Here is a 24,865-nt window from a genome sequence, read left to right as displayed (position 1 = left end):
CTACCTGCCCGCGACCGGTGCGTTGTCGGCGTCCGCGTCGATGTCGACGTGCTGCTCGTAGTGCTGGCCGTTGTAATCGATGTCGATGTCGACGTCGATGTCCTTGCCCGCCGGAGCTTCGATCGTCGAGGTGCCGGTGGTGAGGTCGGTCCGGATGATGACGTGGTCACCGCCGGTCGCCGGGGGCGCGACCGGCGCCGCGGGGGCGGGCAACGTCGTCACCGGAGCGTTCTGGTCCACCGGGATCCAGCTGTTCGACAGGTCGCCGGCACCCGCGCCACCACCGTTCCCGGCCAGCGCGGGCGGGACGTAGCTGGTGAAACTCGGCGCCTGGTTGCCGTTCTGCTGCCCGGCGACCTGCTGGCCGGACGCGCTCGCCACCGGCGCGGGCGCTACCGGCGCGGTTACCGGCGCACCGGCGACGCTCGTGTTGGTCGGTACCGAACCCACCGTGCCGGTCCCGCCGGTCGCCGGTGTCGTGCCGGTCGAAGGCGTGGCGGACTTCGAGCCGAAGAGCTTCTCGATCTCACCGATGATGGTCGCGATCTGGGAGATCTGGTTCGCGAGATCGACCACGCCGAGTGTCTTGAGCAGCGCGCCGATCGCCTGGATGAACGCCCGCAGCGACGCGCTCGTCGCCGTCGACAGCGCGACAGCCGCGCCATAAGTCCACGGGTTCGACATCAGCGAGGCGACCGTCGGGTTCACCGCGGCGACCACGGACCGGTAGGCCTCCTGCGCGGCCTTCACCAGCGTGCCGGAAACACCGAGCAGTTCGGCACCCTTCTGGACCACGCCGATGATCTTGGTCAACGAGGCCAGCGAGTCGTTGATCTTCTTGATCGCGGACTCCGAAGCGGCACCGGACCAGGTCTTTTCCAGCTGCTGCGCGGCTTTCGTGAAGTCGTTGAACAGCGTGGTGAACTCGGTCGCCTTCTTCAGGAGCTCGGTGACGTGCTTGGCGATCTGCTCGGGCTGGCCGGTGAGGATCTGCGGCAGCACGGTGATCGGCCCGCCCGAGCCCGCGGTGGCGTCCATGGCACTGGAATTGGGGAAGAACACGACTGAACCTCTCGGGTAGGGCTAAACCGACGCCGGGCGGTAAACGCTGAGGATCGCCAAGCCATGGATATCGGCGTTCACGGGACCGTGGTTGTAGAGCCGGCCACCGTCCCCCGCGATGCCGATGACGGATTCGCCGCGCGTTTGGGGCATCGGCTCGACCACGACGAGGTCGCCACCGAGCACCCCGCCCGGCACGTCGCCGAAACTCCGCGCGGTACCGGAAAAAACCTCGATGACGCCGACGCGGGCCTGGTTGTCCGCGTCGCCGCCGAGCCAGTCGTTGAAGTCCGCGACCCCGCGGAACCGGGCGTCGGTGATCGGGTGCGTACCGAGCTGCCCCATCCCCATGTCACCGAGGTAGCGCAGCATGTTGCCGACCGAACGGGGTTCGCCCGCGGCGCCGGCGCTGTCGTTGATCACGTGGGCGGCGAGCTCGGAAGCGCCCGCGTTGCCCCAGATCTGGGACAGCAACCCGCCCGGCGCCGGGCGTCCGCCGTAACCGCCGGACACGGCTTCGTCGGCCGCCTGGTACTCGTCGGCCGACTTCTTGACCTGATCGTTGACCTGCTGCAGAAGCGTCAGCAGCCGCCGCAGCGCGGTCACCTGCTGGCTCTGCATCGCGGTGTTCGCCGCGGCCACCGCCCCGCCGAAGGTGGCGAACGACGTCGGCGCGATGACCGTGCGTTCGAGGTCCGCGACCGCGTTGATGCCCTGGACGATGATGCCGCCGACGTTGCCGACCGTGGAGCGCATCGCCTCGGGCTGCGCCCGGTACTCGCCGCTCATCGCGCTCCCCTCTGCTGTCCGCGCCTTTTTGCGTTGACGGCCAGCGTAAATTCGGGCGGAACGTGCGGCGGACGGCAAAAGTACCCACTGTGAGTAGATAACCAGTAGCCAAAATGATCGGCAGAGTACCCACGCGCCGACCCGGAAAGTCCCGCCATGAGCCTGTCCCGCGACCGCCTGCCGATGCTCGGCGAGCAGCCGAGCGAGATCGTCCTGCAGTCGCCGCCGATGCTGCCCAAGGGCAGCTCAGGCGGGATGATGCAACTGATGATGTTCCTGCCGATGATGCTCGGCATGGGCGCCATGTCGTTCGTCTACATCGGACGTGACGGCGGGGTGATGACCTGGATCTTCGGCGCGCTGTTCATCACCGCGATGGGCGGCATGGTGCTGATGTCACTGGGCCGCGGCGGAGCGGCGAAGAAGGCACAGGTCAACGAGGAACGCCGCGACTACCAACGGTATCTCGCCGGGCTCCGCGGCCAGGTCCGCGACATCGCCGACGACCAGCGCGCCACCATGATCTCCCTGCAGCCCGACCCCGCCGACCTGTGGGCCTACGTCGAGGCGAGCAAGATCTGGGACCGGCGGCGCGGCGACCCGCATTTCGCGCAGATCCGCGCCGGCACCGGGCCGCAGCGGCTGATCACGCCGCTCAAGGCGCCGCAGACCGTGCCGCTGGAAGACCTCGACCCGGTGTCGTCGACCAGCCTCAAGTACTTCATCCGGACCTACTCGACCGTCGACGGCCTGCCGGTGGCGATCTCGCTGCGCTCCTTCTCTTCGGTGTTCCTCAGCGGCCGCCGACCCGACACACTGGGCCTGGCCAGGGCGTTGCTGGCGCAGCTCGCGACCTTCCATTCGCCGTCCGACCTGCGGATCGCGCTGTGTGTCCATAACGGCCGCCTGCACGACTGGGAATGGGCGAAATGGCTGCCACACGCCACCGCGGCGACGGCGTCCGACGCGACCGGCCCGCAGCGCCTGGTCGCCGACAACCTCACGACACTGGCCGAACTGCTGGGCAACGACCTCGGCGAGCGGCCGTCGTTCAGCCGCGGGAGCGCACCTGGCCACGACCATCCGCATGTCCTCGTCGTGATCGACGGCGGCCGGGCGTTCGGTGAGCCGCGGCTCGTGCGCGACGGCGGCCACCACGGGATCACCCTGCTGGACATCGGCGTCGAGGAGCCCAAGGCGTCGTCGAACGAGCAGACCCTGGCGCTGCACGCGGCGAAGGACCAGCTCGGCATGATCGTCGGCGACGGCTCCGAGCAGCGGCTCGGCTTCCTCGGCACGCCCGACACGCTCGACCGCGGGGCCGCCGAGGCGCTCGCCCGCATGATGACGCCGCTGTACCAGGGAACGGCCGTGGTCAGCGAGGCGCCGATGTCGGCGACCTTCGGGCTGGCCGGGCTGCTCGGCATCGGCGACCCCCGGGACACCGACACGGCCGTCACCTGGGCGCCGCGGGCCGCGCGGGACAGGCTGCGGATCCCGCTCGGCGTCAACCCCGAGGGCAGGCCCGTCGAGCTGGACCTCAAGGAGTCGGCCGAGGGCGGGATGGGGCCGCACGGGCTGGTGATCGGCGCGACCGGCTCGGGCAAGAGCGAGCTGCTGCGGACGCTGGTCACCGGGCTGGCCGTCACGCATTCGTCGGAGAAGCTGAACCTGGCGCTCATCGACTTCAAGGGCGGCGCGACCTTCGCCGGGATGACCGAACTGCCGCACACCTGCGCGGTGATCACGAACCTGTCCGACGACCTCGCGCTCGTCGACCGGATGGCGGACGCGATCAACGGCGAAGTGCTGCGGCGTCAGGAGTTGCTGCACTCGGCGGGGAACTACGCGTCGGTGCGCGACTACGAACGCGCGCGGGACGGCGGCGCCAACCTGAGCCCGCTGCCGTCGCTGCTGGTGATCATCGACGAGTTCAGTGAGCTGCTGTCGTCGCGGCCCGAGTTCATCGACCTGTTCGTGACGATCGGGCGGCTGGGACGAAGCCTCGGGATCCACCTGCTCCTCGCGTCGCAGCGACTGGAAGAGGGACGGCTGCGCGGGCTCGACTCCCATCTGTCTTACCGGATCGGCCTGCGGACGTTCTCCGCTTCGGAAAGCCGCGCGGTGCTCGGGGTCGCGGACGCCTACCAGCTGCCGAACGTGCCGGGATCGGCGTATCTGAAGTCCGACACCGACACGCTGATTCGGCTCAAAGCGGCATATGTGTCCGGCGAGCTTCCGCCGCGGAGCCAAGCCGTGGCCGCGGGATCGCCGGAGCTCAACGTCCTGCCGTTCACCCTCGCGAAGGTCGACGCTCCTAAGTGGACGGAAGACGTCGTCGACGCGCCTGCCCCGGTGTCGAATGGCACCGGCGAGACGATCATCGGCGCGATGCTCTCCCGGCTCGAGGGCAAAGGCCCTGCCGCACACCAGATCTGGCTGCCGCCGCTCAACGAACCGCCCACGCTCGACCAGTTGCTGCCGCCGCTCGGCGTCGACCCGGAACGCGGTCTCTGCCCGCTCGGGTGGGGCGGCAACGGCAAACTGATGGTTCCGGTCGCGCTGGTCGACAAGCCGTTCGAGCAGCGCCGCGACATGCTGTGGGCCGATTTCGCCGGTTCCGGCGGGCACGCGATCATCGTCGGCGCCCCGCAGAGCGGCAAGAGCATGCTGATGCGCTCGATCGCGGGGATGCTCGCGCTCACCCACACCCCGCGCGAAGTCCAGCTGTTCGTGCTGGACATGGGTGGTGGCGCGCTGGCGCCGATCTCCGGGCTGCCGCACACCTCCGGTTACGCGACGCGGCGGGACGCGCAACGCTGTCGCCGGGTGGTGGCGGAACTGACGACGTTGTTGGAACAGCGCGAGGAGTTCTTCTCCGCGCACGGCATCGAATCGATGACCGTGTTCCGCCAGCGCCGCGGCGATTTCACCGAAAGCACCGAAGGCCGCGAATTCGGCGACGTCTTCCTGTTCGTGGACAACTGGACCACCATCCGCCAGGAGTACGAAAAGCTGGAAGAGCAGATCACCGGACTGGCCGCCCGCGGACTCGGTTTCGGCATCCATGTCATCGTTTCGGTGAACCAGTGGATGGGCGTGCGCGCGGCGCTGCGGGACGCCATCGGCACCCGGTTCGAACTGCGGCTCGGTGATCCCGCCGATTCGCTGATCGACCGCAAGACCGCGCTGAACGTGCCCGCCGACGCGCCCGGCCGCGGGCTCACCGCGGAGAAACTGCATTTCCTCAGCGCGTTGCCGCGGATCGACGCGGACCAGCGCCCGTCGACGCTCGGTGCCGGTGGCATCGACCTGACCCGGCGGATTTCCGAGGCCTGGCATGAGCTCGTGCCATTTAAAGAAGGAGCTCCGGCTGTCCGGCTGCTTCCCGCCGAAATCCCCCGCGATTCCCTCCCGGCCGCACCGGGAAAGCGCGTCACGCTGGGCATCGCGGAATCCGATCTCCAGCCGGTGCACCTCGACTTCGCGACCGACCCGCACTTCCTCGCGTTCGGCGACGTCGAGTCCGGGAAGAGCTCACTGCTGCGCAACATCGCGCAGGGCATCATGGCCGCGTACACCCCGGACGAGGCCGCGATCATCGTCGCCGACTACCGGCGCGGGCTGCTCGGCACGGTCACCGGACGACATCTGCTGGGCTACGCGGGGTCTGAGAACGTGCTGACCGGGCTGATCGCGGAATGCGAGCAGGCGATGCGCGACCGGCTGCCCGGCGCCGACGTCACCCCGGACCAGCTGCGGAACCGGACCTGGTGGAAAGGCCCGGAACTGTTCGTGATCGTCGACGACTACGAGCTGGTCGCCGCCGTCGGCCGGAACCCGCTGCTGCCGCTGCTGGAGTTCCTGCCGCAGGCAAGGGACATCGGGCTGCACCTGATCATCGTCCGGGGCTCCGGCGGGGCCGGGCGATCGCTGTTCGAGCCGGTGCTGCAGCGGATCCGGGAACTCGGCTCGCCGGGGCTGGTCATGTCGGGCGCCAAGGACGAAGGCGCGCTGATCGGCGACGTCAAGCCCGGCCCGCAGCCCCCCGGCCGCGGCACGCTCGTGAGCCGCCGCCACGGCACGGGCCTCGTCCAAGTGGCCTGGACCAAACCGACGGAAAGCGACTAGTTGCCATAAAACGGACCATACTTTCTATGGGTAAGTTACCAACTTCGGTAGGTTACCCAGGTCGCCTTCGACGAATTACCGTCACATCACTGCTTCGAGCGAAGCGAATTCCCTTACCATTCGAAGGGTAATTTTCATGCGACTGTCGAGGGCAATTTCCGTGCTGGCCGGCGCCGCCGCCGTGCTGGGTCTCGCGACCACCGGCGTCTCCACCGCACAGGCGGCCGAACCGGCCATCATCGGTGGCGGAACCGTGAGTTCGGCGCCATGGGGCGCGCAGATCTACTGGAACGACGTGACCGCCAACGGTGGTTTCGAATGCTCCGGCACGATCATCGCGGCCCGCTGGGTGCTCACCGCGCAGCACTGCCTGAACGCGCCGGGCATGCACGTCAAGGTCGGCAACGTGGCACTCAACCAAGGCACCCAGGCCGCCGTGGACCAGCAGAAGGCCTCACCGAACGGTGACATCGCGCTGCTGCACCTGACGACGTCGATCAGCACCACGTACATGCAACTCGGCAGCGGCAACCCGGCCGTCGGCGCGACGAACCAGATCTACGGCTGGGGCCGCACCCTGAACAGTGGCCCGCCTTCGCCGACCCTCAAGACGGCGAACGTCCGCGTGACCGGCACCAGCTCCGACGCGTTCGGCGGCACGGCCATCGCCAGCAAGGGCATCAACGGCGCGTCGTGGCACGGCGACTCCGGCGGCCCGCAGCTGTCCGGCGGTGTCCAGGTCGGCGTCTGCTCGACCGGCAACAACTCCGGCAGCAACCCGCAGGGCACCCAGAACTACGCCAGCGTGGCCAGCAGCCGCTCCTGGATCCGCACCACCGCGGGCGTCTAGCCCCGGCACAACGCTATGAACGGACCCTTCCTCTCATTTTTCGGGAGGAAGGGTCCGTTCATAGCGTTGAACACCTCGTCAGGCCGCGCAGCCGAGCTCCGGGTTCAAGACCACCAGTGAGGCGACTTTGCCGCCCACGACGGTGAACTGGTAAACCCAGCCCGGCTTCTCGGCGACCGGAAGCTTGAAGCTCCCGTTCTCCTCGACAAGACCACGAGCGCCGTAAGCCGCCTTCAGCTCGTCCACAGTGGACTCCTGGCCGACACCCTCGGCGGTCTTGACGCCCACGGGAGCGGCCAGCGACACCAGGCCGCTCTTGCCGAACGAAGCCCCACCCGAGGCTCCGAAAGCGGCCGTCCGGGCGTCCCGCTTGACCGTCACAGCCTCAGCGGCCTCCGCCGACGCCGCGATAGCGTTCGCCCCATCGGCGAACCGTGCGGCCGAATCGGCGTACTCCTTCGCCCCCGCGTTCGCCGGCAACGGCTCGTCGGCTTTGGCGTTCACCTCGGCCGAAACGCGCTTGGCCTCAACGGCCTTCTTCTCCGCCTCGGCTTCCGCCGCCATCCGCGCGGGATCCGGTGCGGGACCACCGGCGAACGAATAGTCCGCGCACCCGTCCAGCTGAGACGTCGGCGCCGGTGCCAGCTCACCGGTCGCCAGCGCGGCTTCCGTCGTCATGCCCAGCGAAAGCTTTCCGAACTCCTGCGGCCCGAACACCTTCGCGGGCTCTTCCCCGCTCGAGAGCGACCAAACCAGTCCCCCGGCCGCCAGCGCGGCGGCCACCACCGCGGCACCGATCCCGATCCACTTCTTCTTCCCGGACTTGACCGGTACTTCCACTTCACTCACGTTGAGTACTCCCCCTTGTTCACGCACACCGTATCCAAGGGGCGCCTCTCCGTCACCGAGTTATCGTCTCCGTGGGTTGCCGCGCCGTGGCGACGGAAGTCAAGACCCCGATGCCGACCAACGCGGCGTCCGCGCCGACAGCGAGCAACGTCCAGACGTCCGGGGCGACGATCGACTGCCCGCGCAGCGCCTGCCAGGTCAGGATCGCGATCAGTCCCAGATAACCGAGTCCGCCCACCCGGATCAGCCTGCGACGCACCAGCGGGTCGCTCAGCGCCGGGAAACGGGTGGCCAGTGCGGCGAGCAGCATCGCGAACAGCGGCAGCAGCTGCAGGGCGTGCATCCCGACGAAATGCGGGATGCGGAGGTCACCACCGACCGTGCTCCAGCCCAGGATCGGCAGGCCGGGTCCACCGTCCGGCACGCCGACACTGTGCGCACCGACGATCGTCGGCTTCATCCCGGCGTCGATCAGGCCCTGCTGGCCCGGCGTCGGCATGAACATCAGCATCCCGAGCGCCAGCCCGACCAGTGCCACCAACAGTCCGATGCGGACGGCCGCGGCCTGCGCCTTGTCCTCCAACTTCTGGAACACCAGAATCAGCGCGAGCACGAGCGACGCCGTCCAGGCCAGGTAGGTGGCGGCCGGGAGGATTTCCTGTGCGAGCAACCTGTCGAGCGCGTCGGCGCTGTTGAAGTGCAGCTGCCGGACCCGGAAGACCGGCTGCCAGAAGATCAGCACCATGTCGACGGCGAGCCCGGCCGTCACGAGCGTGCCGAGCCACCAGCCCCACCGCCGCGCCTTCGGCAGCAGCGAGATCATCCACGCCAGTGTCACCGCGTAGAGCCCCATCGAGATGGTGAACTTGAACGGCTTGAGCCAGATCGACGCGTTGACGAGGGTGCGATCGTCGAAGATCACGCCAATGGCGGCAACCACGGAAAGTACCGCCATGACGGTAGCGAAACCGATGAGCGGACGATGCAGGGCAGCGGCCCGGCGGAGCACGGATTCGTTGCTGGACATGGCATCCAGTCTGATTCGCGGCCACTGTGGAGACACTGGCGCCGGCCACCGGAACCGGGGTAGGGCAGTCCCTACCAGGGCATGCGTGGGTAATTGTGCCGCCAGCCCAACCGGCAGTTGTGCCGTTTGACCGAACCGCGGTCTTTTCTAGCGTGACATTCACAACGAGACGCCAGGTTCGCCATGGCGTGCTCTCCAGGATTTTCAGCGATGAGAGGAGGTGGCCCGTCGATGAGTAGTCCGGGATTCCAGGCGGATGCGGCTGCGATGACACGCGCGGTCCAGGGCTTCGAGGAGACCGCGTCGAACGCCAAGACGACGATGGCCGGCTTGGAGTCCGAGCTGTCCGAAACCCTGCGCAGTTACAAGGGTGACCAGGCCGTGGCGTTCTGGGACCTCCAGCGCCGGCTGCAGGAGAAGATGGCGGCCGCCGTCAAGGAGCTCGACACCATGTCGAACCTGGTGAACCAGAGCTTCCACAACTACGGCAGTGGTGACGCGGACGTGTCGCAGCAGCTGCGCAACGTCTCCAACCTCGCCTCCGACGCCGGCGGGTCCGTTCTGGGCCGCCTTTCCGGTGCCAACTAGAAAGGGTCCCACCATGGCTGACGTCGTCGAAATCAACTTCGCCGCGCTGCAGCACAGCTCGGCGTCGCTGGCCGCCAAGGCCAAGGCGCTCACCTCGCAGCTCGAGCAGCTCCAGAGCAACCTCGCGCCGCTCAAGGCCAGCTGGTACGCCTCCGGCAGCTCCGCCGGTCAGGCGGCCGAGTCGTCCGAAACCCGGTTGCGGCAGGCGACCGCCGACATCATCGGCATCATCGCCCAGTTCGGCGGCAAGGTCAGCGAGGCGCACGACCTGCAGCACTCGCTGGAGAACAGGAACCAGGGCTACTTCTCGGTTTAGCGAGTCGGTGTCCGTCCAAGAACGTCGTTTGGCCGGTGTGAGCCTCCCCCACTCACACCGGCCAACCGGCTTTTCGCTCCCATCCTTCGGCGTTGACCCGGCATATTCAGGAGTCGGACTGTGCACGACCAGTCGTATTACGTTCATCTCGAGTCGCTGACCGATTTCATCCGCGAGCTGGAAATCCAGATCGAGGGGATGTCTAAGCCGCAGGACTTCCTGCACACCCTCAACGGTCATCCCCTGCTGTTCGGTGAGTTCGGCGAAGCCGGCTCGCTCGCCGACGCGCACAACGCGGCGGTGGCGGAGATGCAGGGTCTGCTCGACCAGGTCAAGGGCGCCATCACGTTCGCGCAGGACGTCACGCACACCGTCGCGGACGGCTACGAGCAGGCGGACCAGTCCGTCGCGGGCGATCTCCACAACTCCGGGCACGATCAAGGGGTCGTGGGCGGCGTGGTCAACGCCGTCGGCGGCCTGGTCTCCGGCGTGGGCGGGCTCGTCGGCGGCGTCGGCAATGTCCTTGGCGGGCATGGAAGTTCGGGGGGTAGCCACGGATGAGTCACACGCACCAGACCGCGCACACGAATTTCGCCGGGTACAACCACAAACAGCTGTACGCGATGCTCCAGGCCGGTGACCCGTCGACGGCACGGGCCGCGGCGGAGAAATGGAAGGCCACCGGGATCGGCCTCTACGAACAGGCCGACAACCTTTCGTCGGAGCTGTCCGACTTCGAAGGCAGCTGGACCGGCGGCGCTGCCGACAAGTACAAGACGATGATCACCGATCTGGTCACCGGTATCCGCAAGGTCGGGCAGACCGCGGACCAGATGCAGAACCTGATCGAGGACGCGGCCGACGCGCTCGTCAAGGCGAAGGCCGAAATGCCGCCGCCCGTGGACGTTCCCGACGTCTCCCCCGCTCAGTTCGAACTCGCGGTGAACCCGCCGATCCTGCCCGCCGACACCTCACCGGAAACGCTGATGCTGGCGGCGAGGCAGCGCCAGGATGCGATCACGACCGTCCAGGCGCAGCAGCAGGCCGCGGGCGCGGCGAGCGCGGCGCACGCGAAGGCGATCGTCGTCATGACGAACCTGGCCGGGGACTACAGCACCACCGAAGAGTCGATTCCCGCTTCCCCCAACGCGGCCACGCCGCCGCCCGCTGTCGTCGGTGGCGGCGTCAGCGGTGGCGGAGCGGCCGGCAACGGCCTGACCGGTGTTCCGCCGGCGGGGTCCACTGTGGTCGATCCCGGGCAGCCGCACCTCCTTCCCGGCGAAGACGGCACCGTGCCCGGTGCCGCGCCCGGCACGCCGGTGCCGAGCAACCCGTTGTTCGGCAACATGTTCACCGCCGGGCTCGCGGCCGCGTCAGCGGCGGCGTTCGGGCGGTTCGGCTCGATCATGCCGAAGGTGCCGTCCTGGGCCACCGGCAAGAAGCCCGACGAAGAGGCCACAAAGGACCCCAAACTCGGCGCGAACATCGGGGGCGGGGGTGGCGGAGTCGGCGGCGGTGCCGGAATCAGCGTCGGCGGCGCCGGTGGCGGTGTCGGCGGGCTGGACACCGGTTCGGTCGGCGGCGGTGCCCCCGGTTCGGATCCGGCCGCGCATGCCGGGCTCGCGGGCAACGGCGGCGGCAGCAACGCCTTGAGCGGCCTCGCCGGTGGCGCGGCCGGGGCGGCGGGAGCGGCCGCGGCCAAGGGCGGCATGCCGATGATGCCCATGGTGCCGATGGGCATGGGCGCCGGCGGCGACATGGGTTCCGGCCGGCGGATCCCGCCGTGGCTGGTGGAAACCGAAGACGTCTGGGGCCAGTCCGCCCCGGTGGCGCCCTCGGTGATCGGTGAAGAACCAGAACTGCGTTGATCACTTCGATGGGGGCGGCCCGGTGACTTCAGGTCTTTCATCCAGCGGTTACCGGGTCGCACCCGATCGGCTCGACGAAGCCGCGCGCGAACTGGCCGACAAGGCGGGCGCGCTGGACGTCGTCGACAAAGGACTTTCCGCGGATTCCCTTCCCGCGCAGGCCTTCGGGCAGGTGTCGCAGTCTCAGCAGGCGGCGGACGTATTCACGAAGGCCACCCGTGATCTCGGTGAGAAGCTCGAGAAGCAGATGAACCACGCGCACACCGTCCAAGCCGGACTGACCGCGTGCGCGGGCGGCTATCGGCGCACCGACGTCCAGATCGCCACGATGTACCGCTCGCTGCTGCCCGAGAGCGCGGTTCCCAGCGCGGGCACGCAATCCGGGACGCCCGGCGCTTGGTCGAGCGCCATCGCGGAGAACCGGCATCAGGTCGAAGAAGCGCTGCGGACCGAAACGGACCCGCGCCGAATCGCGCTGTACCAAGATATTATCGCCAACAACCGGCAGATCCTGAAGTTCGATCCCGCCGGCAACGGGCGGATCGCGGAGCTGATCGGCGAGATCGAACCGGGCACACGGCATGTCGGATTGTTCGTGCCGGGCGTGAACACCTCGTTCGACAACTACCAGAGCTACGCCGGCCTCGGGAACAGCCTGGTGGCCGCGGACTCGACCGGCCGCACGGCGATGGTCGTCTGGGCGGACGGCGTCTTCCCGCAGAACGTGACCACCGAAGGCTCTTCGGCGAGCTACGCGCGGGCGATGGCCCCGGACCTGACGGCGTTCAGCAACGACCTGCGCCAGCAGATCGTCACGCACGCCGGGGACGGCGTGCTCGTCACCGGCGTCGGGCACAGCTACGGCGGCGCGACAGTGGGGCTGGCAGAAACGCTGGGACTCAACGTCGACCAGGTCGTGCACGTCGAATCCGCGGGAATGGGCAACGGCGTCTGGTCGCCTTCGGACCTGCCCGCGAGCCAGGCCGGGGTGCAGCGGTTCTCGATGACGGCCCCGCTGGACCCGATCGTCATCGCGCAGGGCAACGCGCCGTTCGACTCCTTCACCGGCATCGGCCACGGCGCGGACCCGGACACCTTCCCGGGCGTGACCGAGCTCGAAACCGGCCGCGGCGCCGACGGCGATCAGCTGTGGGGCCTCAGCTCGCACAGCGATGTGCTCAAGCCCGGATCGGATTCGTGGAACAATATCTACGGTGTGATCACCGGAGGTGCGGTGACGCCGGAGGACAGCTTCGCGCCGCGGTCGATCGGTGAAGGCGCGGTCGAGGCGATCAACGGAAGGTGGCGGTTGCCGTGAGCCCCGATCTCGACGCGCTGGCCAAGGATCTCCGCACGGTGATCGACGGCGCGGCCGGGATGTTCGGCTCCGGCGCCGGCCCCACCATCGACGGGGATCTCGACTGCGACCCGGTCAACCCCGGCACCCTCGTCTGCCGGCAGTACGGCGTCCGGCTCGAATCCCCTGACAGCGCCGAGAATTCGCTGCCCGCCGTGGTACGGTCCTTCGCCGACACCGGTTGGAAGGCCATCGACCGCGGCACCGCCGGGGAGTTCATCGTCCAGTTCAGCCGCGAAGGCGCGAACGTCAACGTGCACGTGGCCCGGGACAGCGGCGCTGTCGCCATCGTCGGCTCCACCCGCTGCGTCCCCGGCTCCCCCTAGCCCTTCCCGGGGAACATGTCGACACTTCCCCGCCTAACGCTTCGCCATCTGTCGACAGGTGGCGGTAGTTGCGGACGCGGGGTATCACGACAGGTCGACATCTCGTGGCGTGTGCGGTGAGCGGGTCAGCGGCGGCTGGGGCGCCAGGAGCGGGCTCGGCCTCGCCGGACGGCGAGGACGGCGACACCGGCGGCCGCGGCCAGGCCGACACCGGCGAGCGCGAGGAACCCCGAGAACCGGTCCGTGGCAGGACGTTCGTCAGCGAGGGCGGGGACCATCGCACCGCGCGCCACGGAGTCCGGCAAGCCACCAGGAGCGACCGCGTCCGCGGGGATTTCCGCTGACACGGCGGCATAAGCGTCGAGCATGCCCCAGCCGCGTTGCGGGTCACGGCCACCGGACGGCGGCCGGTTCGCGGTCAAAGTCAGCCGGGTGACGACCTGCTCCGGGGTCAAGCCGGGGTGGTACGAGCGCACCAAAGCCGCCGCACCGGCGACATAAGCGGCAGCCAGACTCGGGTCGGTCACGGGAAAACGGTGGGCCAGCGCGCCACCAGCACCGGCCGAGGTGCTCACCAAATCGGCGCCAGGGGCGGAAATACCGATGTAGTCACCGGATTCCGCCTGCGCGGGTTCGCCGTTCTGCTTGGTCGAGCCGACGGCCAGCACGCCCGGTGTCGCCGTCGGATAGCTGCGGCGGCCGTCTTCCGTTGCGGCGGCTGGCGAAACGACCAGCGAACCGCTTTCGCGCGCTCTGTCCACGGCGGACGCCAGAGCCGGGCTGTCCGCCGCGGCGGGGACGGCGATCAGGATCACGCCCGCCCGGTCCTGGACCGCGGCATCGATGCCCGCGGCCAACGCGGCGGGATCGCCGTTCTCGGTGGACCGCCGATACCGCACCGGCAGGATCTTCACATCCGGTGCTACACCGGCGAAAGTCGTCTCGGAGTTCTGCTTGGCCGCCACGACACCCGCGGCGATCGTGCCCCGGCCGTCACAGTCCGCCTCCGCCGTACCGCCGCCGGGCGTGACGTCCCGCGCGGGAAGTACCTGCCCCGGCGCGAACTGCGCGTTGGCGGCGTCGACTCCCGCGCCGACGACGGCGACGATCTGCCCACTTCCCGTGGTGAGCGGCCAGATCCGCGCCGGATCGACCAGCCGCTGGCCCCAGGGCGACTGGCCGGTGTACGGGCCCGTCGGATCCGCGCACTGCGCGGCCGAAGCCCGCTGTGCCAACGGAGACACCCCGACGAGCGCGGTCACCACCAGACCTACGAAGACAGCTCTCACACCCTAGACACTAGTGGCTGAAAGGCTTTTAGCGAAGGTCCATCCCGAGATCCAACGCATCAGCCGAATGGGTCAGCGCGCCCACCGCGAGATAGTCCACGCCGGACTCGGCGTAGGCACGGGCGTTCTCCAGGCGCAGCCCACCGGACGCCTCCAGCCGCGTCTTCGGCGAGACCTCGTCGCGGCGCGCCACGGCGAGCACACACTGCTCGGGCGTGAAGTTGTCCAGCAGCACCTCGTCCGCACCCGCCGCGAGCGCTTCGTCCAACTGCGCCAGGTCATCCACCTCGACCTCGCACGCCAGCGCGGGCGCGTGCCGCCGGACGGCCAGCATCGCCTCGGTCACCGAACCCGCGGCGACCACGTGGTTGTCCTTGATCAGCACCGCGTCGCCTAGGCCCAGCCGGTGGTTGACCCCGCCGCCGCTGCGCACGGCGTACTTCTCCAGCAGCCGCAAGCCGGGCAACGTCTTGCGTGAGTCCCGAACCGAACATCCCGTACCGGCCACTTCGGACACCCAAGCCGCGGTGGCGGTCGCGATGCCGGACAGGTGACACAGCAGGTTCAACGCGGTCCGTTCCGCGGTAAGCAGACCGCGCACCGAGCCCCGCACGACCAGTGCGGGTTCGCCTGCCACCAAACGGTTTCCGTCTTCGCGGCGGCCGAGCACCTCGTACCGGCCCTTCAGCACCGCGTCGAACACGGCGAGCGCGACCGGCAGCCCCGCGACCGTCCCGGCGACGCGGGGCGTGATCTCCGCCAACGCCATCGCGTGCTCGGGCACGGTCGCCTCGGTGGTGGCGTCCGAGCCGTAGCGCAGGTCTTCGGCCAGCGCCGTCTGCACGACCCGCTGGACATCGGAAATGTCGAGACCGGTGACGACCAGTTCGGCGAGGACCTTGTCGGAGAGTTCGAATTCGGAGAGTTGGAAAGTCATGCCGCTCCTTCGACCAGGATGGGATCGGCCAGCACCGGTTGCCCCGACGGGCTGAGCCGGATCAGCTGACCGCGTTGCCAGTTGACGTCGTCGCGATCGGGGAAGTCCGTGCGCACATGGCAGCCCCGGGATTCCGTCCGGCGGGCGGCGGCCGAGACCAATGCTTGCGCGACCAGGGTCAGCGCCGCGTCTTCCACCGTTTCGTGCGTCCACAGCGGACTGTCCACTGTCGACAAATCGAGAACCGAGCCGATGACGGCGAGCCCCTCGGCGTCCCGGCCGATAGCGCCGTAGCGGCTCATCACGCGCTGCAGCGAATCCCGCTCGGCGACGCGTGCCGTGGTCTTTTCCTGGAGCACGCCGTGCTTCGGGTCGGCCAGCAGCCCGGCGGCCAGATCCGCGGCGACGGCCTCCGCGGCCCGCTCGCCGACGACCAGACCTTCCAGCAAACTGTTGGACGCCAAGCGGTTCGCGCCGTGCAGACCCGTCCGCGCCACTTCACCGGCCGCGTACAGCCCGCGCACGCTGGACCGTCCCTCGACCGTCGTCACCACGCCGCCGCAGGCGAAATGCGCCGCCGGGGTCACCGGGATCGCGTCGTGCGCCGGGTCGATCCCAATCACGGCGCAGGCCGCGTGCACGGTCGGGAACCTCGCCGCGAAGCCGGCGATTCCCGTGGCGTCAAGGAAAACGTGGTCGTCGACGCCGCCAGGGGCGAGCATCATCCGCCGGGTGATCGCGGCGGACACGACGTCCCGCGGCGCCAGGTCACCCAGCGGGTGCACCCCGCGCATGACCGGCGCGCCGGTCGCGTCGAGCAGCGTGGCGCCCTCGCCGCGCACGGCTTCGGTGACCAGCGGGCACCGGCCACGCGCGCCCGGCGTGTACAGGACCGTGGGGTGGAACTGGACGAACTCGATATCCGACACCGCCGCCCCGGCCCGCAGTGCGAGCGCGAGGCCGTCACCGGTGGCGATCTCGGGATTCGACGTCGCCTGGTACAGCTGGCCGAGCCCACCGCTCGCGAGGACGACAGCTGAGGCACGAACCACGCCGGGCACACCGTTGCGGTCGAGCACGGTCACGCCGACGACATCGCCCAACGGCGTGCGCACGGCGTCGACGGCGATATGCCGCTCCAGCACGGGAACCCGGCGATCGGAGGTCTGCGCGACCAGCGTGCGCTCGACTTCGGCACCCGTCGCGTCGCCGCCGGCGTGGATCACCCGGAACGCGCTGTGCCCGCCCTCGCGGGTCCGCGCCAGCTCGCTTCCGGCCGCCGCGGCGAGGTCGAACGCGGCACCGCGCGCCCGCAACCGGGCCACCGCGGCCGGCCCGCCCTCGATGATCGCCCGCACGGCGTCTTCTTCGCAGAGCCCCGCACCGGCCGTCAGGGTGTCTTCGGCGTGACGGGCGACGGAGTCGTTGTCGTCGTGTTCGCCGTCCATCACCACCGCGACGCCACCCTGGGCCCAGCGCGTGTTGCCGTCCTCGACCGCCGCCTTCGTGACGACGAGGACGTGCAGCCCGAGCTCCTGCGCGCGCAACGCCGCCGTCAACCCGGCGACCCCGCTGCCGATCACCACAAGATCGGCCCGGGCTTCCCACTGCGGAGTAGTTTTCGCTTGATAGGCGCTAACCTGGTCCACTATTCACCGCCGCCAGGCTTGCCGATCTCGATCATCCGCTGCACGGAAGCCTTCGCGCGGGCGGCCGTTTCGAGGTCGACGTGGACCTCGTCGTTGCCGTCCCGCAACGAGCGCAGCAATGCCGCCGGGGTGATCATCTTCATGTACCGGCAGGACGCCCGGTCGTTCACCGCGCGGAAGTCGATCTCCGGCGCGGCCTTGCGCAGCTGGTGGATCATGCCGATTTCGGTGGCCACCAGAACCGAGGTCGCCTTGGTGTCGCGGGCGGCGTGGACCATGTCCCCGGTCGACAGGATCTTGACGCGATCGGCGGCCACGGCACCCTCGCCGGCGAGGTAGAGCGCCGACGTCGCGCAGCCGCATTCGGGGTGGATGAACAGGTCCGCGTCCGGGTATTCGGCGGCCCTGGCGGCGAGCTCGTCACCGTTGATCCCGGCGTGCACGTGGCACTCCCCGGCCCAGATGTGCATGTTCCGCCGACCGGTGATCCGCTTGACGTGCGCGCCGAGGAACTGATCCGGGCAAAACAGAACTTCCTGGTCAGCGGGGATGGAAGCGACAACGTCGACCGCGTTCGACGACGTGCAGCAGATGTCCGTCTCGGCCTTCACCTCGGCTGTCGTGTTCACGTAGGACACGACGACAGCGCCCGGGTGTTCGGCCTTCCAAGCGCGCAGCTGCTCGCCGGTGATGGAGTCCGCGAGCGAGCAGCCGGCCCGCGCGTCGGGGATGAGAACGGTCTTCTCGGGGGCGAGGATCTTGGCCGTTTCGGCCATGAAGTGCACACCGCAGAAGATGATCGTGGAGGCGTCGCTGCTGGCGGCTATCCGGCTCAGCGCGAGGGAATCGCCGGTGTGATCGGCGATGTCCTGGATCTCGGGAAGCTGGTAGTTGTGCGCCAGCAGGACCGCGTCGCGCTGTTTCGCCAGCCGGCGCACCTCCTCCGCCCAAGCGGCGTTCGCCTCGACCCCGCCGTACGGGACGAGGTTGTCCGCCCGCGGGATCTCGGTCGCAAAGGTCGTGGTGCCGGCCATGTGGCCCCTCCTAGACTGACTCCCGGTTTTCGCCTTATAATCGAAAACCGTGCGAAGTCATATTAACACCCACGCCCCCCTGGCACACGAGGTCTTGGCGGCGGTACTTCAAGTGCGTTCGGACACACTGCGCGTGCTCCTGTGGCGCCGCGCGCTCGATCCGCACCTCGGGCGCTGGTCCCTTCCCGGCGGCCGGCTGCGGCCCAATGAGGACGTCGAGACCTCGATCCGGCGTCAGCTCGCGGAGAAGGTCGACGTCCGGCAGCTGAAGCACGTCGAGCAGCTCGCCGTCTTCAGCGCGCCCGACCGCGTGCCCGGCCCCCGCGTGGTGGCGACGGCGTTCGTCGGGCTCATCCCGGCCGGGGTGGACCCCGAAATTCCCGAGGACACCGAGTGGCACGACGTCGCCGCGCTCCCCCGCACCGCCTTCGACCACGAGGCGATCATCCTGCGCGCCCGCGACCGGCTGCGGTCCAAACTCTGTTACACCAACCTCGGTTTCGCGCTGGCACCCGGCGAATTCACGATTTCCGCGCTGCGGGGCATCTACTCGGCCGCGCTCGGCTACCGCGTTTCGGCGACCAACCTGCAGCGCGTGCTGTCGCGCCGGGGCCTGCTCGTCGCGACCGGCCACACCTCCCCGCCGGGGCGCAGCGGCGGGCGTCCGGCGGCGTTGTTCTCCTTCGCCAAAGACAGCGTGCTGGTCACCGACCCCTTCGCGGTCTTCCGGCCGCCGCAGCGCTGAGCGAGGTCCACCGCCGAATCAGACTGCGCGGAAGTGGCGTTCCCCGTACGGTTGACGACGTGGCAGAACGAGCGGCGAGACGCGGTGAGACGGCGACCTTGCCTTTGTTCCCACTGCAAACCGTGTTGCTCCCCGAAGTGCACCTGCCGTTGCACATCTTCGAGCCGCGTTATCGGCAGCTGACCATCGATCTCGTGACCGACACGGTGCCGGGGCGGGAGTTCGGCGTCATCGCCATCCGCGGCTCGCTCGTGCGGGAAATCGAAACCCTGGACCATGTGCACCCGGTCGGCTGCACCGCGCTGCTGCGGGAGGCCAAACGGCTTCCCGACGGCCGGTTCGACGTCGTGACCACGGGAAAGCGGCGGTTCCGGCTGCTGGACATCGACACCCAGGCGGCGCCCTACCTGGTCGGGACGGTCGAATGGATCCCCGACGAGCCGATGCCCGACGGGAGCGCCGAAGCGGCCGCACGGCTGTCCTCGGTCGCGCGCACGGCCCACGAACGGTACTGCGAGTCGGCTTGGGACCACGAAGACTGGCACGTCCCACCGGAGGACGCGGCCACCGAAGCGCTGGCCTACCTGCTTTCCGCGGACTGCCTGCTGCCCCTCGAAGACCGGCAGCAACTGCTCGAGGAGACCCATCCGCTGCGGCGGCTGCGGATCGTCTGCCGGATGCTCACGCGCGAAGCCGGTTTCCTCGGCATGCTGCGGGCTGTCCCGGCTCCGCCCGCCGACCTCACCGAGCCCGCGAGCCTCAACTAGCGGTAGACCCCGCTGAGGGCGAAGAACTCCTGACGGGAGCGCGCGTCCTCGCGCAGGGTTCCCAGCAGCGTCGACGTCACCGTGCTCGATCCGGCCGCCTGGACCCCGCGCAGGGTCATGCAGCTGTGCTCGGCCTCGATGACCACCCCGACGCCCTTGGGGTTCAGCTGCTCGGACAGCCAGTCCGCGATCTGCTTGGTGAGACGCTCCTGGACCTGCGGCCGGCACGCGAAGTGCTCGACGATCCGCGCCAGCTTCGACAGGCCGAGGACGCGTTCGCCGGGCAGGTACCCGACATGCGCGACGCCGGTGAACGGCAGCAGATGGTGTTCACAGACCGACCGGACCGGGATGCCGCGGGCGAGCACGAGCTCGTCGTAGCCCTCGTCGTTGGGGAAGGTGGTCAGGTCGAAGGGCCGGGGCGTGAAGAGTTCGACGTAGGCGCGAGCCATCCGGCCCGGCGTGCCCTGCAGGCTTTCGGAGTCCAGCGAGATGCCGAGCGCCCGCAGGAACTGCTCGGCGGCACGCTCGGCCGCCACCAGGTCGACCCCGTCGCCGGGTTCGTGGATGACGCGGAGTGCGGTGGGGGAACGCATCGGCGGACTCTTTCCGGTTGATCACTATTTCGCCAATGAGTATTGGTCTTAATCTACCGCAAGGTCAAGGTTCCCGTATTTCGGGAGTTGCGGATACTTTGTTGGGCGTTATCCTGACGAAGGTGACGATCGACTCGAATACCCGGGATCCGGCCGTCAAGGCCGTCGCCGCGCTGGACGACGACCTCCGCGGCGGGATGTACGCCTTCATCCGCAAGGCCCGCCGCCCGGTGAGCCGGGAGGAAGCCGCCGCCGCCGTCGGCATCTCCCGCAAGCTGGCGGCGTTCCACCTCGACAAGCTCGTCGACGCCGGGCTGCTGCGGGTCGGCTCCACCGCGGTCCGCAAGGTCGGGCGCGCGCCGAAGGTCTACGAACCCGGCGGAACCGACCTCCAGGTCAGCATCCCGCCCCGGCACCACGACGTGCTCGCCGGGATCCTGCTCGACGCCGTCCTCACCGAAGGCGACGACGAGAACGCCCGCGAAGCCACGACGAGGGTCGCCGGGCAGCGCGGCGAAGACCTCGGCGGGGCCGAACGAGACCGGACCAAGCCGGGGCGGCTCGGCGCCGAACGCGCGTTGACGCTGGCGGAGGGCGTGCTCGCGCGGCACGGCTTCGAACCCAGCCGGGACAGCCCGACCTGCGTGCGGCTGCGCAACTGCCCCTTCCACCCGCTGACGGCGAAGGCACCCGAACTGGTCTGCGGGATCAACCACGCGTTCCTTTCCGGCTTCCTGACCGGACTCGAAGCGGGCGGGGTCAGCGCGGTTCTCGCACCAGCACCCGATGCTTGCTGCGTGGAACTGCGTGCCCTGACAAATTGACCTGAACCGTTCGCGGGTTCTCTCCGTGTGAGTGACGTTGCCCCCTGAACGCCACCGAGGAGAGTCCCCCATGAACCACGTGAAGGCCATCGCCGCAACGCTCGGCGGCCTTGCCATCGCAGGAGCACTCACCGCGTGTTCGACCGCGGACGCAGAGCCCAAACTCCCGGCGCCGGCCCTCTCGATCTCGGCCACCCCGGCCAAGCCGATCGAAGCCGCCCCGGGCTCGATCGACGTCCCCAAGGGCAACAAGCTCATCGCGACCCTCCCGGCGCGGGGAGTCCAGGTCTACCAGTGCATCGACAAGGCGTGGACCCTGCTGGAACCGGACGCGACGCTGACGCAGCACAACGAAGTAGTCGCGCTGCACACCCGCGGGCCGGTCTGGGTGTCCACAGTGGACGGCAGTGCGGTCAACGCCGCCGCGGTCCCCGGCGCGTCGGTCACGCGCGAAGGCGCGATACCGGAGCTCCTGCTGAAAGCCGCAGCGACGCGGGGCGACGGCCTCTTCGGCAAGGTGACTTTCGTGCAGCGCCTGGAAACCAAGGGCGGTCTCGCGCCCACCGGGACGTGCGCGCCCGGCACCCAGGTCAGTTCCAGGTACGAGGCGAGGTACACCTTCTTCGTCGCCGAGTGAGCCGGCGGGTTGACGTGCTCTTGTCGGGGGGAGCGCGTCAACCCGCTTCTATTTTTGAGCCGGGTCAGCTGGCGGCGCCTCCGGTTTCGGCGGAACCGTTGGTGTCCTTGGTGCCGAACTTGCTCCACACCTTGCCCGCCGCACCGGAAACCGCCTCGCCGACATCACTGAAGACTTTCGTCAGCGGATCGGACGACGTCGAGAACGAGTCCTTGTAGGACTTCGCGGCGGACTTCATGTCGTCGGACCACGAAGTCGTCGGGGTATCGCCGTCCCGGCGCGGGTAGTCGCCGGCCAGGATCGCGCGGTACTCCTCGGAAGCGGCCCACTTCTGCAGCTGCGCGGCGCGGACCACGGCCAGCGGATGTGACATGCCCTCGACGTAGCGCAGCTTGAGGAAGCTGTCGCGGATGTCGTCCACGGACTCGTATTCCGCGGCCTGCTGCAGGAACGCGGTGATGTCGACCTTCGACGGGTCGATCCCGCCCGCGGTCAGGATATGCGCGCGCAGCGCCACCGCCGGGTCCTGCGAGCACAGCAGCCCCGCGCGGTCGCAGGACAGCTCGGCCTTGCGGAACCACTCGTTGAGCGCGGCGACGACCGCGCGGATGCCCAGCGCGCTGACCGGTGTCCACGACATCGACAGCTGCAGGTTGATCAGCCGGATCAGCATCGTCCGGTAGACGGCGTGCCCGGAAAGCACGTGGCCCATCTCGTGGCCGATCACGAACCGCAGGGTCTCGGTGTCCATGAGCTCGACCGCGCCGGTGGTCAGCACGATGAACGGCTCGTCCATGCCGATCGTCATGGCGTTGACGTTGGGATTGCGCTCCACGAAGAGGTTCGGCACCGGATCGATGTCGAGGGTCTCGGCGCACTCGCGGCGCAGCTTGTCGAGCTCGGGATACTGCGTCGGCCCGACCCGGATCGACGACGCGAGCGCCATCAACCGCTCGCCGCGCTCGCTGTAGAACCCGGAAATGCTCTTGAGGACCTGGGCGAACCCGGGGAAGGCTCGCAGTGACGCCAGCGCACCCCTGTCGACGGGATGTTCGTACGCCCTGGGACTGATGCCCCGGAACCGCACACGACTGGTGGACTGTGAAACCTGGATCTCGTCCGGCACGCTGCCGCCCCTTTCGGTCCCAGGCAGCCTATGGCCTGTGCCCAACCCGTGGTGGCGGTTTGAATGTCTTGCGCGCGAGAGGCCGCCATCTGTCGACAGATGGCGAGCGGGCCAAGCTCAGCCCAAGCGGCGGCCGAGGTCGTCGCGGCCGTTCCACGCGGCGAGCAGGCCGTAGACCAGCACCGTGCCCAGCGGCGCGGTGAGCAGCACCCACGAAGTCTCGAGGACCGGCGCCTGTTCGAGCACGGCGCCGAGCGCGGGCGCGCCGGTGATTTCGTAGCGGCTGTTGGCGAACGCCGAGCCCATCTGCGTCCCGAGCCAGGCGGCGAGTGTCGCTCCCCCGGCGGCGGCGAGCAGCACGACGGGGCCACGCCGTTCGCGTAGCAGCCACACCACGGCGCCGATCACGATGCCGAGGCCGAGCGTGAGCAGGCCGTAGATCGCCAGGTCGTCGAAGCGATGCCAGCTCTCCAGCTCCAGCGGGATGGGCTGGTCGCCGGGCGCGGCCGAAACCACCCGCACCCGTTGCGGCGGCGCCATCCGCGACCACAGCCAGCCGAGCGGGATGCCCAGCAGGCCCGCGGTGGACAGCACGCTGATCGCGGGCAGCAGGTCGGCCTTGATCCGGACCTTCGGCCGCTCGTGTGGGATCACGAAGGACGGCGGCGTCCACGGATCGTCGATGGCCGAAGGCCGATGTGCCCCGACGGACGAGTCAGCCACGCGGCCTCCTTCGCTTGTGTCCACCGAGACTAACCGCTCACGGTGTAAAGCTAGGAGCTGGTCAGTTCACCGTGTCGGCTACACCTTGCCGACCACCCCGTGGGGGTCACCTGGACGACCATGCGCCGCGCGCACTGCGCGCAGAACCGAGGCGGCTCCAGCGCGGTGCGCGGGTTGTGGCAGGCGGGGTGGTCCCCGCCCGCCTCTGACTGTCCACAGTGGACGCAGAAGGGGTCAGATGGTGTCACTGAGCGCCTTGATCGGCATCTTCAGGTCCGCCAGCATCTCGATGTCCTGACTGGCCGGGCGGCCGAGGTTGGTCAGGTAGTTGCCGACGATGATCGCGTTGATCCCGCCGAGCATGCCCTGTTCCGCGCCGAGGTCACCCAAGGTCAGCTCACGGCCGCCGGCGAAGCGCAGCATCGTGCGCGGCATCGCGAGCCGGAACGCGGCGACGATCCGCAGCGCGTCCTTGCCCTCGATGACGTCGTAGTTCTCGTACGGCGTGCCAGGCTGCGGGATGAGGAAGTTCATCGGGACCTCGTGCGGGTCCAGCTCGGCGAGCTGCACGGCGAACTCCGCGCGCTGCTCGTCGGTCTCGCCCATGCCGACGATGCCGCCGGAGCAGACCTCCATGCCCGCCTCGCGCACCATCCGCAGCGTGTCCCGGCGCTCCTCCCAGGAGTGCGTGGTGACGACCTCGGGAAAGTGCGATTTGGCCGTCTCGAGGTTGTGGTTGTAGCGGTGCACGCCCATCTCGACGAGCTCGTCGACCTGCGCCTGCGTCAGCATGCCGAGCGAACAGGCGATCTGGATCTCGTTGCCGTCTTCACGGATCGCCTTGATGCCCTCGCGGACCTGCTTGAGCAGCCGCTCGTCCGGCCCGCGGACCGCGGCGACGATGCAGAACTCGGACGCGCCCGCGACGAGCGTCTGCCGCGCGGCCTTCACCAGGCCCGGGATGTCCAGCCACGCCGAACGCACGGGCGTCGGGAACCGGCCGGACTGCGAGCAGAAGTGGCAGTCCTCCGGGCAGCCGCCGGTCTTCAGGCTGATGATGCCCTCGACCTCGACTTCGGGACCGCACCAGCGCATCCGCACCTCGTGCGCGAGCGCGAGCAGCTCGGTAAGCCGCTCGTCGTCGAGCCGCAGCACCTCGAGCACCTGCTCCTCGGTGAGGCCGACGCCGCCCTCCAGCACCTGCGCACGCGCGACGGCGAGCACGTCCGTCCCGGTGACGGAGGGGCTCGTCTTCTCGGGGGCTGAAGTCACGGGGTCTCCTGTTCGTGGTGCAAGTGTTCTTCGTGGCGCAAGTGTGCGTGGTGCAAGACAGTCCGGCTCATCGTGCCTGATTTGCGGTCAAGCGCACAGCGAC

General features: G+C 69.1%; 25 protein-coding genes. 12 read left to right on the top strand and 13 right to left on the bottom strand.

What is annotated here, in order from left to right:
- Complete coding sequence (locus VGP60_RS02890; RefSeq protein WP_327546259.1) at positions 1 to 1,038, bottom strand: hypothetical protein; 1,038 nt, start codon at positions 1,036 to 1,038, stop codon at positions 1 to 3.
- A 45-nt stretch (positions 1,039 to 1,083) separates the two neighbouring features.
- Positions 1,084 to 1,851, bottom strand: a complete 768-nt coding sequence (locus tag VGP60_RS02885; protein ID WP_327546243.1) for a WXG100 family type VII secretion target — start codon at positions 1,849 to 1,851, stop codon at positions 1,084 to 1,086.
- A gap of 156 nt (positions 1,852 to 2,007) precedes the next feature.
- Here VGP60_RS02885 and eccCa point away from each other — a divergent pair, with 156 nt between their 5' ends.
- On the top strand, positions 2,008 to 5,982 hold the full coding sequence (gene eccCa, locus VGP60_RS02880) for a type VII secretion protein EccCa (protein WP_327546242.1): 3,975 nt from the start codon (positions 2,008 to 2,010) through the stop codon (positions 5,980 to 5,982).
- Positions 5,983 to 6,118: 136 nt separating this feature from the next.
- Entirely contained in the window at positions 6,119 to 6,832 is a 714-nt protein-coding gene (locus tag VGP60_RS02875) for a S1 family peptidase (RefSeq protein ID WP_327546241.1), read from the top strand.
- Positions 6,833 to 6,910: 78 nt separating this feature from the next.
- On the opposite strand, the gene VGP60_RS02870 is transcribed toward VGP60_RS02875, so the two are convergent.
- The gene (locus tag VGP60_RS02870; RefSeq protein ID WP_327546240.1) at positions 6,911 to 7,681 is read right to left on the bottom strand and encodes a hypothetical protein; all 771 of its coding nucleotides are present in this window, start codon (positions 7,679 to 7,681) and stop codon (positions 6,911 to 6,913) included.
- 52 nt (positions 7,682 to 7,733) lie between these two features.
- Complete coding sequence (locus VGP60_RS02865) at positions 7,734 to 8,708, bottom strand: hypothetical protein (RefSeq protein ID WP_327546239.1); 975 nt, start codon at positions 8,706 to 8,708, stop codon at positions 7,734 to 7,736.
- A 231-nt stretch (positions 8,709 to 8,939) separates the two neighbouring features.
- Here VGP60_RS02865 and VGP60_RS02860 point away from each other — a divergent pair, with 231 nt between their 5' ends.
- The 6 genes from VGP60_RS02860 to VGP60_RS02835 all read left to right on the top strand — a co-directional run bounded on the left by VGP60_RS02860 (position 8,940) and on the right by VGP60_RS02835 (position 13,163).
- Positions 8,940 to 9,296: a WXG100 family type VII secretion target gene (locus VGP60_RS02860; protein ID WP_327546238.1), complete on the top strand. Its 357-nt coding sequence runs from the start codon at positions 8,940 to 8,942 to the stop codon at positions 9,294 to 9,296.
- A 13-nt stretch (positions 9,297 to 9,309) separates the two neighbouring features.
- A complete protein-coding gene (locus VGP60_RS02855) occupies positions 9,310 to 9,612 on the top strand; it encodes a hypothetical protein (RefSeq protein ID WP_327546237.1) in 303 nt (100 codons plus the stop codon).
- A gap of 120 nt (positions 9,613 to 9,732) precedes the next feature.
- Positions 9,733 to 10,173: a hypothetical protein gene (locus VGP60_RS02850; protein ID WP_327546236.1), complete on the top strand. Its 441-nt coding sequence runs from the start codon at positions 9,733 to 9,735 to the stop codon at positions 10,171 to 10,173.
- Positions 10,170 to 11,480 (top strand): WXG100 family type VII secretion target, encoded by a 1,311-nt coding sequence (locus tag VGP60_RS02845; RefSeq protein ID WP_327546235.1) that lies wholly within the window; start codon positions 10,170 to 10,172, stop codon positions 11,478 to 11,480. Before VGP60_RS02850 ends, VGP60_RS02845 begins: the two co-directional genes overlap by 4 nt.
- Before the next feature lie 22 nt (positions 11,481 to 11,502).
- Positions 11,503 to 12,798: an alpha/beta hydrolase gene (locus tag VGP60_RS02840; protein ID WP_327546234.1), complete on the top strand. Its 1,296-nt coding sequence runs from the start codon at positions 11,503 to 11,505 to the stop codon at positions 12,796 to 12,798.
- Entirely contained in the window at positions 12,795 to 13,163 is a 369-nt protein-coding gene (locus tag VGP60_RS02835) for a hypothetical protein (protein WP_327546233.1), read from the top strand. Before VGP60_RS02840 ends, VGP60_RS02835 begins: the two co-directional genes overlap by 4 nt.
- A 125-nt stretch (positions 13,164 to 13,288) precedes the next feature.
- Here VGP60_RS02835 and VGP60_RS02830 read toward each other — a convergent pair whose 3' ends face one another.
- Genes VGP60_RS02830 through nadA form a run of 4 tightly spaced genes read right to left on the bottom strand, consistent with a single transcriptional unit; the run spans position 13,289 to position 18,072 of the window.
- Positions 13,289 to 14,452 (bottom strand): S8 family serine peptidase, encoded by a 1,164-nt coding sequence (locus tag VGP60_RS02830; protein WP_327546232.1) that lies wholly within the window; start codon positions 14,450 to 14,452, stop codon positions 13,289 to 13,291.
- A gap of 28 nt (positions 14,453 to 14,480) precedes the next feature.
- The gene (gene nadC, locus VGP60_RS02825; protein ID WP_327546231.1) at positions 14,481 to 15,389 is read right to left on the bottom strand and encodes a carboxylating nicotinate-nucleotide diphosphorylase; all 909 of its coding nucleotides are present in this window, start codon (positions 15,387 to 15,389) and stop codon (positions 14,481 to 14,483) included.
- Complete coding sequence (locus tag VGP60_RS02820) at positions 15,386 to 17,041, bottom strand: L-aspartate oxidase (protein WP_327546258.1); 1,656 nt, start codon at positions 17,039 to 17,041, stop codon at positions 15,386 to 15,388. Before VGP60_RS02820 ends, nadC begins: the two co-directional genes overlap by 4 nt.
- Positions 17,038 to 18,072, bottom strand: a complete 1,035-nt coding sequence (gene nadA / locus VGP60_RS02815; protein ID WP_327546230.1) for a quinolinate synthase NadA — start codon at positions 18,070 to 18,072, stop codon at positions 17,038 to 17,040. The genes VGP60_RS02820 and nadA overlap by 4 nt, the downstream gene beginning before the upstream one ends.
- A 79-nt stretch (positions 18,073 to 18,151) precedes the next feature.
- Between nadA and VGP60_RS02810 the strand changes: the two genes are divergently transcribed.
- Both VGP60_RS02810 and VGP60_RS02805 read left to right on the top strand, forming a co-directional pair.
- Positions 18,152 to 18,817: an NUDIX hydrolase gene (locus tag VGP60_RS02810; protein ID WP_414640281.1), complete on the top strand. Its 666-nt coding sequence runs from the start codon at positions 18,152 to 18,154 to the stop codon at positions 18,815 to 18,817.
- A gap of 59 nt (positions 18,818 to 18,876) precedes the next feature.
- Complete coding sequence (locus VGP60_RS02805; RefSeq protein ID WP_327546229.1) at positions 18,877 to 19,584, top strand: LON peptidase substrate-binding domain-containing protein; 708 nt, start codon at positions 18,877 to 18,879, stop codon at positions 19,582 to 19,584.
- On the opposite strand, the gene folE is transcribed toward VGP60_RS02805, so the two are convergent.
- Complete coding sequence (gene folE, locus VGP60_RS02800) at positions 19,581 to 20,180, bottom strand: GTP cyclohydrolase I FolE (RefSeq protein WP_327546228.1); 600 nt, start codon at positions 20,178 to 20,180, stop codon at positions 19,581 to 19,583. The two genes, VGP60_RS02805 and folE, sit on opposite strands and share 4 nt — an antisense overlap.
- Before the next feature lie 122 nt (positions 20,181 to 20,302).
- On the opposite strand from folE, the gene VGP60_RS02795 reads away from it, so the two are divergent.
- Both VGP60_RS02795 and VGP60_RS02790 read left to right on the top strand, forming a co-directional pair.
- On the top strand, positions 20,303 to 21,004 hold the full coding sequence (locus VGP60_RS02795) for a helix-turn-helix transcriptional regulator (protein ID WP_414640279.1): 702 nt from the start codon (positions 20,303 to 20,305) through the stop codon (positions 21,002 to 21,004).
- A gap of 70 nt (positions 21,005 to 21,074) precedes the next feature.
- Positions 21,075 to 21,641, top strand: coding sequence for a DUF3455 domain-containing protein (locus VGP60_RS02790; protein WP_327546227.1), 567 nt, complete (start codon positions 21,075 to 21,077; stop codon positions 21,639 to 21,641).
- Between the two features lie 64 nt (positions 21,642 to 21,705).
- Here the strand turns inward: VGP60_RS02790 and VGP60_RS02785 are convergent, their stop codons facing one another.
- From VGP60_RS02785 to bioB, 4 genes are all read right to left on the bottom strand, one after another.
- Positions 21,706 to 22,767, bottom strand: a complete 1,062-nt coding sequence (locus VGP60_RS02785; protein ID WP_327546226.1) for a M48 family metallopeptidase — start codon at positions 22,765 to 22,767, stop codon at positions 21,706 to 21,708.
- 117 nt (positions 22,768 to 22,884) lie between these two features.
- Entirely contained in the window at positions 22,885 to 23,490 is a 606-nt protein-coding gene (locus VGP60_RS02780; protein ID WP_327546225.1) for a DUF2567 domain-containing protein, read from the bottom strand.
- Between the two features lie 50 nt (positions 23,491 to 23,540).
- Positions 23,541 to 23,738 (bottom strand): hypothetical protein, encoded by a 198-nt coding sequence (locus tag VGP60_RS02775; protein WP_327546224.1) that lies wholly within the window; start codon positions 23,736 to 23,738, stop codon positions 23,541 to 23,543.
- The gene (gene bioB / locus VGP60_RS02770) at positions 23,725 to 24,762 is read right to left on the bottom strand and encodes a biotin synthase BioB (RefSeq protein ID WP_327546223.1); all 1,038 of its coding nucleotides are present in this window, start codon (positions 24,760 to 24,762) and stop codon (positions 23,725 to 23,727) included. Before bioB ends, VGP60_RS02775 begins: the two co-directional genes overlap by 14 nt.
- Positions 24,763 to 24,865: the final 103 nt, after the last annotated feature.

This window comes from Amycolatopsis sp. (assembly GCF_036008905.1).
GTDB lineage: Bacteria > Actinomycetota > Actinomycetes > Mycobacteriales > Pseudonocardiaceae > Amycolatopsis.
This window is presented reverse-complemented; position numbering and strand designations above follow the sequence as displayed.